This is a genomic window from Saccharomonospora saliphila YIM 90502 (genome assembly GCF_000383795.1).
Taxonomy (GTDB): domain Bacteria; phylum Actinomycetota; class Actinomycetes; order Mycobacteriales; family Pseudonocardiaceae; genus Saccharomonospora; species Saccharomonospora saliphila.
On record NZ_KB912619.1, the window covers coordinates 48,800 to 58,688 of the forward strand.

Genomic DNA, 9,889 nt, shown 5'->3' on the forward strand with positions numbered 1-9,889 from the left:
GCGCGGCGCCGGGACGCGGCCGGCCCGCCCGGGCCCTTTCGGGGCGGGGCCCGGGTGGTCACTCCGGGCGCTGTGCCGGGATGGCAGACTGAGCCACCGTGCGTGTGTACCTGGGATCCGACCATGCGGGCTACGAACTGAAGAATCACCTCGTCACCCACCTGCGCGAGCAGGGTTACGACGTGACCGACGTCGGCCCGCACGTCTACGACGCCGCCGACGACTATCCGGCGTTCTGTATCGAGACCGCCCGCAGGGTGGTCGACGACGAGGGCAGCCTCGGCGTCGTCCTCGGCGGGTCGGGCAACGGCGAGCAGATCGCGGCGAACAAGGTGCCGGGCGCCCGGGCCGGGCTGGCGTGGAGCGTGGAGACCGCGACGCTGACCCGCGAGCACAATCACGCCCAGCTGATCGGCCTCGGCGCGCGGATGCACACCCCGTCCGAGGCGGAGAGCATCGTGCAGGCGTTCCTGCGGACCTCGCCGTCGGACGACGAGCGGCACACCCGCCGGGTGGAGCAGATCACCGACTACGAGCGCACGGGGACGGCGCCGACGCTTCCCCGGTCCTGATGCCGGAGGGGCACACCCTGCACCGGCTGGCGCTGCTGCACCGGCGCCGCTACGTCGGCGGCACCGTGCGGCTGTCGAGCCCGCAGGGCCGTTTCGCCGTCGAGGCCGCCCGCCTCGACGGGCGCACCCTCACCGCCGTCGAGGCCTACGGCAAGCACCTCTTCCACCACTACGGTCCTCACGGGACCGTGCACGTGCATCTCGGCCTGTACGGCGGGTTCACGGAGTTCACGCTGCCGGAGCCGGAGCCGGTGGGCGCCGTGCGGATGCGCCTGCTCGGCCGGAGCCACGGCACCGACCTGCGCGGACCGACCCGCTGCGAGCTGCTCACCGAGGCCGAGGCCGACGCCGTCCGGGATCGCCTGGGCCCCGACCCACTGCGCGACGACGCGGACCCGGAACGCGGCTACGCCCGCGTCTCCCGGTCGCGCACGGCGCTGGCCGCGCTGCTCATGGACCAGAGCGTCGTCGCCGGGGTCGGTAACGTCTACCGGGCCGAGGTGCTGTTCCGGCAGGGCATCCCGCCGTTGCTGCCCGGACGGTCGCTCGACCGGGCACGCTGGGACGCGCTGTGGGCCGATCTGGTGTCGCTGATGCGCGACGGCGTCCGGGCCGGCCGGATCGACACCGTGGCGTACGAACACCACCCCGAGGTCACCGGCCGGGCACCGCGGGAGGACCGGCACGGCGGCGAGGTGTACGTCTACCGGCGGACGGGACAGCCGTGCCTGGTGTGTGGCACGCCCGTGGCCCACAGCGAGCTGGCGGGCCGGAACCTGTACTGGTGCCCGGCCTGCCAGCCCGCCGACCACGGCGTCGCGTCGCCGTCACCCGGCGCGTGACGAGCGTCGGCCGGGTGCGGACGTGACGGACGGGTGGAGGTCCGGTCAGAAGCCGAAGTCACCGCCGCCGAAGTCGCCCCCGCCGAAGTCGCCTCCGCCGAAGTCACCGCCACCGTCGCCCATGTCGCCGCCGCCGTCCCCGGCGTCGCCACCCTCACCGGCCGCGGCGTCCTCCTGGCCCGCGTCGTAGCCCGCCTCCCAGGCCTCGGCGCTCGGCACACCGGCCATTCCGGAGAACATGGCGCTGAACAGGAACATCGAGCCCAGGCCCCACGCGCCGCCCACGAGGGCGGGCTTCCACCACGGTTCGCTGTACCAGCCCTGTGGCACGGGGCGCCCGGCCACGCGGCCACCGGGGTAGTAGTGCGGGGTCGTCGACGTCGGTTCGGGCGAGGCCTCGTAGTGCTGGCCCTCCACGTCGACCGCGCGATGCTCGGTGACCTTGCCCGCGCGCTCCCGCTCGGGGTCCTCGGGCAGGGCGGGCCCGGGGTCCATGCCCATCGCGGTGCGTGCCGCACGGACGTAGTAGAGGCCCTCGAGGGCGGTCTGCTTCACCAGCTGCGCCTGCTCGACGGTCTCCGCCTGTTCCATCTGGGAGCCCGCCGCGTTGTAGCGCTCACCGGCGTCGGCAAGGGCCTGCTGGGAGGCGGTGTCGGTGCCGGTGAGATTCAGGACCTGACCGCCGAGCCGCTCCATCCACCGTCTGGCGTCGGCCTTGGCGTCGTCGATCCGCCGCGCCTTGGCCTGGGACTGCGAGCGCACCAGATACAGGGTGCCGCCCACGATGATCGCCAGGAGCAGGAGCAGCACGACCGCGGATTCCATGGTCACTCCCGGGTTGTTGGGTTCGCTGAACCGGACAACGCGGACGGTATCCCAGGAGTTCCCGGATCAGGTCACCACGCCCGGCCGACGGTGTAGGAATCCGTCCACACGTTCTGCTTGCGCACGACGTCTCCGGGTTCCGGCGCGGCCCACATGCTGCCCCGGCCCGCGAAGATCCCGACGTGGTAGACGTGGCCGCCGTTGTGGAAGAACAGCAGATCGCCGGGCCGCATCTCCGAACGGGGAATGTGCGGCAGCGCCGCCCGTTGTTGGCGGGATGTTCGCGGCAGATCGATTCCGGCCTGTCTGTGCACGTACTGGACGAGGCCGGAGCAGTCGAACCGGGCGGGCCCTTCCGCGCCGTAGACGTAGGGCTTGCCCTCCTGGCTCGCGGCGAGCTCGACGATGCGACTGCCTCCGGGCGCCGCGGGTTTGTGTTTCGTCTCGGGGGCTTTCCCGGCTTCCGGGGGCTGGCTCGCCGCCGCGGGGCGGGCGGGAGCACCACCACCGCGCGCCTGGCCCGCGCCCTCCTGACTCATCATGGCCGTGCCGGTTCCCCCGGCGGCCACCAGCGTTCCCGCCGTGACCGTCAGAACCGCGAGCGACCTCTTGAATGCCGTTGTGAACACGAACGTCCTCCGCTGTCTCGACGCTTTCACGCGCCCTTCGCCGGGCTCGTGACGCCTATTTCGGCGCGAGAAAACGGTAACCACGTCCATGCGGCACAAAGCGAATGCGGCAATGGGAAATGAAAGATCCGGAGTGGATTGTCGCGGTCGGAGGTTTAACTCCGGTCCGCGTGGTGAGCTGGGTGCGTGCCGCTCCGTGGCGTCACCACCGGCGCACGGGTAGTGACGGGGATCACAGCTTCGGCCATGATGTATGTCACGCCCTGTCGGGTGTCGGTCACGGCCCGGTGTACTTGGCCGGCCGGGAGCGGACGACCGTCGGGGACGGCCGCGAACGCCGACCGGGGCGCGGGAGGCGTGGCTCCGAGGGACGGAGGCGCCGCACCGCCCGCGGCAGGCGCCCATCGGCCATGGCGGTGGGAACCCGGAACCGCCGGGGCCGGGTCCACACCGATGCGTGGAGCGGGCGACGGGAATCGAACCCGCGTAACCAGTTTGGAAGACTGGGGCTCTACCATTGAGCTACGCCCGCGGGCGACCGGATCATCCGGCCGCGCCAGTCAGTGTAGCGCGAGCCGCTAGAGTGGTCGCACACCGCCCTCGGGTTGGTGCGGCACGGGGTGTAGCGCAGCTTGGTAGCGCATTCGCTTTGGGAGCGAAGGGTCGCAGGTTCGAATCCTGTCACCCCGACCACGAAGGCTCTGGCCAGGAATTCCACGGAGTGTCCGTGAGGTTCCTGGTCCCAGGGTCGGCCAGCGCGCGCCGCGTGTGGTCGATACCACCGCGAGGGCGCCACCGTCGACGCTGCGAACTCGCCCCGTCGCTTCCCCGCCTCAGCGGCGGCACCGCATTCCGGGCCGAGCCGCCGCCTCGTCACCGCGCGGTCGGCCACGCACGGTGCCACGATGGGTCCGGGCCGAGACGCCCCCGTGTCCAGCCCGTGCGCGGGCCCTCGTGAGACCAGGTGTGGGTGATCAGGTGAGCACGCTCGACATCGCACTCGCGGTGATCGGTTCCGCGGTCCTGCTGATCGGCCTGCTGTCCGACCCGCTCAAGCGCCGCTGGCTGTCGGGGCCGTTGCTCGCCCTGGTGCTGGGCGTGCTCCTGGGCCCGCACGTCACCGGCGTGCTCGATCCCGCCCGGTGGGGCGAGGTGTCGACACTGCTCGAAGAGGTGGCGCGGCTGACCGTGGCGGTGTCACTGATGGGCATCGCGCTGCGCCTGCCGCGCGGCTACCTGCGCGAGCACTGGCGTTCCCTCGTGATCGTGCTCGGCCCGGTGATGGTGTTGATGTGGCTGGTCAGCGGGCTCTTGGTGTTCGCCCTGCTCGCCGTGCCGATCTGGGTGGCGCTGCTGGTGGGCGCCGTGCTCACGCCGACCGACCCGGTCGTGGCCAGCACGATCGTGCAGGGCCGCCTCGCGCAGCGACTGCTGCCCGCCCGGTTGCGGCACTTCCTCTCCGCCGAGTCCGGCGCGAACGACACGCTGGCTTATCCGCTGGTGTTCCTCGCGCTGCTCATGCTGGAGAAGCCCGCGTCCTCGGCCGTGGGGGAGTGGCTGTGGCGGGTGGTGATCGCCGAGAACGTGGGTGCCGTGCTCCTGGGCGGCGCACTCGGCTACCTGGTGGGCAGGCTCATGCTCTGGGGCTACCGCCGGGACACGTTCGCGCCGACCTCGCATCTGTTGTTCAGCGTCGCGCTCACCGTCGCCGTGCTCGGCGCGACCCACCTGACGGGAGCCAACGGACTGCTGGCCGTCTTCGTCGCCGGTCTGGTCTTCCGCGGGGTGATCCCCGAGGACGAGGACCGCACCGAGGAACGCGTCCAGGAAGGCGTCAACGACTTCTTCCTGCTGCCGGTGTTCGTACTGCTCGGGCTCGCGCTGCCGTGGGAGCGCTGGGCCGACCTCGGCTGGCGTGGCCCGGCGCTCGTCGTGGCCGTGCTCCTGCTGCGCAGGCTGCCCGCCTTCGTCGCGCTGAGCCCGGCGATGCGCACGGTGCGGGGCAGGTCCGAAGCGTTCTTCCTCGGGTGGTTCGGGCCGATCGGGGTCGCGGCGTTGTACTACGGCACGTTGTCGTGGCACGAGAGCGGGCACGCGCTGGTCTGGACCGTGGCCAGTCTCGTGATCAGTGCCTCGGTGCTGGTGCACGGCATCTCGGCCACCCCGTTCAGCCGCAGGCTCTCCCAGGCCGGAGAGCGGGCCGGGGCGCGGCGCTGAGCACCGTCCCGGCCCGGGTCGAAGCCCGGAGTCCGCACCGGTGCCGGACAGGGCGAGGCCCCCTCCACCGCGTACCCGGGTGAAGGGGGCCTCGCTGTGCGCGGGCGACGGTGTCCGTGCGACGCGCCCGCGCGGGTGGCTCAGTGGCTCGAGGCCTTCTCCGCTCCCGCGCCGGTGAGCGAGCGCACCTCCATCTCCTTGTGCTTGTCCTCGAGGTGCTCGGAGGAGAGCACGGTGCCCAGCCAGCCGAGGAAGAACGACACCGGGATCGAGACCAGGCCCGGGTTCGACAGCGGGAACCAGTGGAAGTCCACTCCGGTGATCATCGAGGTCTCGGTGCCGGACACGGCGGGCGAGAACACGATCAGCACGATCGTCACGGTGAGCCCGCCGTAGATGGACCACAGCGCGCCCGAGGTGTTGAACCGCTTCCAGAACAGCGAGTACAGGATCGTGGGCAGGTTCGCCGAGGCCGCCACCGCGAACGCGAGCGCCACGAGGAAGGCCACGTTCTGGTCCTTGGCGAGGATGCCGCCGACGATCGCCACCGCGCCGATCACGCACGCGGTGATGCGGGCGACCCGCACCTCGGTGTTCTTGCTGTCGACCTTCCCGCGCTTGATGACGTTGGCGTACACGTCGTGCGCGAACGACGCCGACGCGGTTATCGTCAGCCCGGCCACGACGGCGAGGATCGTCGCGAACGCCACGGCCGCGATGAACCCGAGCAGCAGCGGGCCGCCGAGTGCCTCCGCGAGCAGCGGAGCGGCCGAGTTCTCGCCACCGGGGGCGTTGTTGATCGTGTCCGTGCCGACGATGGCCGCCGCGCCGTAGCCGAGGACCAGGGTGAACAGGTAGAACAGGCCGATCAGCGCGATCGCCCAGACCACGGACTTGCGGGCCTCCTTCGACGTCGGCACCGTGTAGAAGCGCATTAGCACGTGCGGCAAGCCCGCCGTGCCCAGCACGAGCGCGACGCCCAGCGAGAGGAAGTCGAGCTGGCTGGCACTGCTGACGCCGTACTTGGCGCCGGGGTTGAGCAGGGAGTCGCCGTCCTCGGCTCGCTCGGTGGCCGCGCCCAGCAGCTCGGACAGGTTCAGCCCGTAGCGCCCCAGCACCCACACCGTCATCGCGAAGGTGCCCGCGATGAGCAGCGCCGCCTTGATGATCTGCACCCAGGTGGTGCCCTTCATGCCGCCGACCAGCACGTAGGTGATCATGACGACGCCGACGACGGCGATGACGATCGCCTGCCCCGCGTCGCCCTCCACGCCGAGCAGCAGGGAGACGAGCGCGCCCGCGCCCGCCATCTGCGCGAGCAGGTAGAAGAACGACACCGCCATCGTCGAGGTCGCGGCGGCCGCCCGCACCGGCCGCTGCCGCATGCGGAAGGCGAGCACGTCACCCATCGTGAACTTGCCGGTGTTGCGGAGCAGTTCCGCCACGAGCAGCAACGCCACCAGCCAGGCGACGAGGAACCCGATCGAGTACAGGAACCCGTCGTAGCCGTACACGGCGATGGCTCCGGCGATCCCGAGGAACGAGGCCGCCGAGAGGTAGTCGCCCGAGATGGCGATGCCGTTCTGCGGTCCGGAGAAGGCGCGTCCGGCCGCGTAGTAGTCCGAGGCCGTCTTGGTGTTGCGCGACGCGCGGAACACCACCACCAGCGTCACCACGACGAACAGGGCGAAGATGGTGATGTTGACGGCGGGGTTGTTGCCTTCGATGCTCTGGGCGAGGCTGTTCATGACGACGCGCCCCCTTCCGCGTGGGTGCCGTCACTGTCCTGGCTCTCCACGTCCTGGCGAATCCGGTCGGCGATCGGGTCGAGTTTGCGGTTGGCGTACCGCACGTACAGCCCAGTGATCACGAACGTCGACACGAACTGCAGCAGCCCGAAGATGAGGCCGATATTGATGTTGCCGACGACGCGCACGGACATGAAGTCGTGCGCGTAGTCGGCCAGCAGGACGTACAGCAGGTACCAGACGAGAAACAGCGCGGTCATGGGGAACACGAAGTTCCGCAGCCGCTTGCGCAGCTGTTGGAACTCCGCGCTCGCGTGGACCTCGGCCCAGGACCGCGGCCCGGGCGGATGGGTATCCGGCTCGGTGGTACTCACTCCTGACCTCCTCGTCAGTGCGCACTCCGGTGCGGGTCGCACCCGTCGGTGTCACGTGGTGCGTGTGTCGCGCCACCGTAGGAGGAGGCCGCCCGATGGCGGCATTCTCAGCGGACCAATCGGCGCGTGATGCGACGAACGGCCGACGAGCGGCGCGCGGACCACGACGAGTGGCCCAGATCACGTGCCGGAAAGGTCCGGTCGGCGAACGGGAAGCCGCGGTGTTCGGACAGGTGCAGCCGCAACATGGCGGCGGTCGCCCACGGTGGCGGCCTGCCGAACAAGGAGACGACCACCATCGTGGCGAAGGCCAGCGGGACCGTCCACGGCGCGGGCTGGACCAGCAGGATCGCCAGCCAACCGGGCACCGCGAGGCCGGTGGTGCTGAGCAGGAAGGCGCCGCACGAGGCGAGCAGACCCGTGGTCACGCCCGCGACCGCGCCGGGCGCCGTCAGCCGCGACCACCAGATCCCGAGGACGAGCAACGGGCAGAACGTCGAGGCCGCCACCGTGAACCCCCAGCTCACGAGCGTGCTCGCGTCCAGGCCCACGGCGGGAAGGGCCAGCAGCACCATGACTCCCGCCGCCCCCAGTACCGCCACCCGGAGCTGGCGCAGCCCGCCCGGAACGAGGTCGTGCGAGATCGCGCCCGCGACCACCAGCAGCAGTCCCAGCGACGTCGCCAGGAACGCCGCGAAGGCGCCCGCCGTGAGCAGGCCCGTGAACACCGCGCCCGCCGCACCGGCGTCGGCCTGGGCCGGCAGGGCGACCACGGCACTGTCGGTGGCGCCGGAGAGGTAGAGGTGCGGCACCAGTACCCGCCCGAGGGCGCCGTAGATGCCGGGGAAGAGATAGAACACCGACAAGAGCACGACCGTGAGCGCGGCCGTGCGCCGCGCCGCGGTGCCGTCCGGGCTGGTGTGGAAGCGCATGATCACATGGGGCAGGCCCATCGTGCCCAGCATCGTCGCCATCAGTACCGCCCAGGTGGCCAGCAGCGGGTGCCCGGTGTCGTCGAGATCGAGCAACGGCCGTTCCCAGCCCGGCGCGCCGGGTGGGGCCGCGTCGCGGGGCTCCGGCGCGCGGCTGCCCTCGGCGAAGACGACGGTGCGCTCGGCGGGCACCGTCCACTCTCCCGGCGGTACCGGGGCGGTCTCCCCGCCGGGGGTCACCACCCGCACCCCCTCGGGCACCTCCAGCGTGGCGCCGACGCGGAAGGTCACCCGGGTCTCGCTGTCGAAGTGGGTGAACTCGGCGGGTTCGAGTGCCTGTCCCCGCACGTCGGGCCCCACCTGGGCCAGCAGCCAGACGGCGGGCACGATGAACAGCACCAGCTTCAGCGCGAACTGAAACGCCTGCACGTAGGTGGCCGCTCGCATCCCGCCCAGCGCCAGGGTCGCGCTCACCGCCGCTCCGGCGATGGTGACACCCACCCAGTAGGGCGTCCCGCTCACCACGCTGAGCACCAGCCCCGCCGTCCGGAACTGCGGCACCAGGTACAGCAGCCCGATGACGAGAACCACCACCGCGGCCAGTCTGCGCAGCGACGGCGAGGCCAGCCGTGCCTCCGCGAAGTCGGGCACCGTGAGCGCGCCGGACCGCCGCATGGGCGCGGCGACCAGCGCCAGCATCGCGATGTAGCCCGCGGTGAACCCGACCGGATACCACAGCGCGCCGACCCCGTCGCGCACCATCAGCCCCGCCACCCCCAGAAACGACGCGGCCGAGAGGTACTCACCGGACACCGCCGCCGAGTTGAGCAGCGGCGAGACCCGGCGGGAGGCCACCAGGAAGTCGGAGGTGGTGCGCATGGCGGCCACGCCGCGCAGGCCGATCACCAGCGTGATCAACAGAACCGGGGCCACGGCGAGGGCGACGGTCACGGCCGGTCGTCCTCCGGTGGCTCGCGCCCCTCCGGGCCCGTGGCGCGCTCGCCGCGCTCCACGCCGCGCAGGTGCCACAGCGCCAGCAGCACCATCGTCGGAAACGGGACCACCACCACGGCTAGCCAGGACAGCGGTACTCCCGCCACCCGGACGGTGTCCAGCACGGGGGCGGCGGCGAGCAGCGCGGGAAGCCCGACGAGCAGGACGACCAGCAGGGATAGCGTCAGCGCGGCGCGGCGGAACTGCGCGCGGTAGAGCGCGACCGCGCGCGGAGCCTCGGCCGGATCCAGGGTGGTGGGGCGCCACGGCCCGCGGTAGCGCCTGCGTGCGTGCGCCAGCCGCGTCTGCGGACTGGTGACCGTGACGCGGCGCTGGCTCATGGGCGCCTCCCGCTTCCGCGGCTCACGAGGTCGTGCCCTCGGCGTGCAGTTCACCACGCTGGGCGGCGTGCAGGAGCCGTTCGCGGAGCTGGCGGGCGTGGCGCCTGCTCACCGGGACGTCACCGAGGTCGGTGTGCGCCAGCAGCCCGCCCGCCGAGTCACTGCGCAACTCGCGCACCGCGCCCAGCGACACAAGGAAGCCGCGGTGCGTGCGCACGAAACCGGCCTCCGACCAGTACTCCTCGAGCCGGGAGATCGGCATCCGCACCAGATGCACCCCGGAGCCGGTGTGCAGGCGCACGTAATCGCCGTGTGCCTCGACGTAGCGGACGTCCTGGCGCCGGACGTAGCGGGTCCGGCCCGCCGATTCGACGGGCAGCGCGGCCATCGCGTCCGGAGCGGGGCGCCGCGGCGCT

At 71.7% G+C, this 9,889-nt stretch carries 10 protein-coding genes and 2 tRNA genes; 4 read left to right on the forward strand and 8 right to left on the reverse strand.

The window, feature by feature from the left end; genetic code table 11:
* Window positions 1-98: 98 nt before the first annotated feature.
* Both SACSA_RS0102900 and SACSA_RS0102905 read left to right on the forward strand, forming a co-directional pair.
* Window positions 99-572 carry a ribose-5-phosphate isomerase gene (locus SACSA_RS0102900; protein ID WP_028661473.1) on the forward strand — a complete coding sequence of 158 codons (474 nt, stop codon included), beginning with the start codon at window positions 99-101 and terminating at the stop codon, window positions 570-572.
* The gene (locus tag SACSA_RS0102905; RefSeq protein ID WP_019813350.1) at window positions 572-1,414 is read left to right on the forward strand and encodes an Fpg/Nei family DNA glycosylase; all 843 of its coding nucleotides are present in this window, start codon (window positions 572-574) and stop codon (window positions 1,412-1,414) included. Before SACSA_RS0102900 ends, SACSA_RS0102905 begins: the two co-directional genes overlap by 1 nt.
* Window positions 1,415-1,459: 45 nt before the next feature.
* On the opposite strand, the gene SACSA_RS0102910 is transcribed toward SACSA_RS0102905, so the two are convergent.
* The 3 genes from SACSA_RS0102910 to SACSA_RS0102920 all read right to left on the reverse strand — a co-directional run bounded on the left by SACSA_RS0102910 (window position 1,460) and on the right by SACSA_RS0102920 (window position 3,400).
* On the reverse strand, window positions 1,460-2,239 hold the full coding sequence (locus SACSA_RS0102910; protein WP_019813352.1) for a hypothetical protein: 780 nt from the start codon (window positions 2,237-2,239) through the stop codon (window positions 1,460-1,462).
* Window positions 2,240-2,310: 71 nt separating this feature from the next.
* Window positions 2,311-2,868, reverse strand: a complete 558-nt coding sequence (locus SACSA_RS0102915; protein WP_019813354.1) for a C40 family peptidase — start codon at window positions 2,866-2,868, stop codon at window positions 2,311-2,313.
* Window positions 2,869-3,326: 458 nt separating this feature from the next.
* Window positions 3,327-3,400, reverse strand: a tRNA-Gly gene (locus SACSA_RS0102920).
* Between the two features lie 84 nt (window positions 3,401-3,484).
* Here SACSA_RS0102920 and SACSA_RS0102925 point away from each other — a divergent pair.
* Window positions 3,485-3,561 (forward strand) — tRNA-Pro (locus SACSA_RS0102925).
* 285 nt (window positions 3,562-3,846) lie between these two features.
* Complete coding sequence (locus SACSA_RS0102930; RefSeq protein ID WP_157596583.1) at window positions 3,847-5,085, forward strand: cation:proton antiporter domain-containing protein; 1,239 nt, start codon at window positions 3,847-3,849, stop codon at window positions 5,083-5,085.
* Window positions 5,086-5,225: 140 nt separating this feature from the next.
* On the opposite strand, the gene SACSA_RS0102935 is transcribed toward SACSA_RS0102930, so the two are convergent.
* The 5 genes from SACSA_RS0102935 to SACSA_RS21235 all read right to left on the reverse strand — a co-directional run.
* Window positions 5,226-6,833: a solute symporter family protein gene (locus SACSA_RS0102935; RefSeq protein WP_019813358.1), complete on the reverse strand. Its 1,608-nt coding sequence runs from the start codon at window positions 6,831-6,833 to the stop codon at window positions 5,226-5,228.
* Complete coding sequence (locus SACSA_RS0102940; RefSeq protein WP_019813360.1) at window positions 6,830-7,207, reverse strand: DUF485 domain-containing protein; 378 nt, start codon at window positions 7,205-7,207, stop codon at window positions 6,830-6,832. The genes SACSA_RS0102935 and SACSA_RS0102940 overlap by 4 nt, the downstream gene beginning before the upstream one ends.
* A 107-nt stretch (window positions 7,208-7,314) precedes the next feature.
* Entirely contained in the window at window positions 7,315-9,090 is a 1,776-nt protein-coding gene (locus tag SACSA_RS0102945; protein ID WP_019813362.1) for a sodium/solute symporter, read from the reverse strand.
* On the reverse strand, window positions 9,087-9,473 hold the full coding sequence (locus SACSA_RS0102950) for a hypothetical protein (RefSeq protein ID WP_019813363.1): 387 nt from the start codon (window positions 9,471-9,473) through the stop codon (window positions 9,087-9,089). The genes SACSA_RS0102945 and SACSA_RS0102950 overlap by 4 nt, the downstream gene beginning before the upstream one ends.
* Window positions 9,474-9,495: 22 nt before the next feature.
* Window positions 9,496-9,889: LytTR family DNA-binding domain-containing protein (locus SACSA_RS21235; RefSeq protein ID WP_083940129.1), on the reverse strand; the 394-nt coding region annotated here is incomplete at its 5' end.

Coding starts and splice junctions, on each gene's coding strand:
- SACSA_RS0102910 (WP_019813352.1), bottom strand. CDS start 2,239: ATGGAATCCGCGGTCGTGCTGCTCCTGCTCCTGGCGATCATCGTGGGC.
- SACSA_RS0102935 (WP_019813358.1), bottom strand. CDS start 6,833: ATGAACAGCCTCGCCCAGAGCATCGAAGGCAACAACCCCGCCGTCAAC.
- SACSA_RS0102950 (WP_019813363.1), bottom strand. CDS start 9,473: ATGAGCCAGCGCCGCGTCACGGTCACCAGTCCGCAGACGCGGCTGGCG.
- SACSA_RS0102905 (WP_019813350.1), top strand. CDS start 572: ATGCCGGAGGGGCACACCCTGCACCGGCTGGCGCTGCTGCACCGGCGC.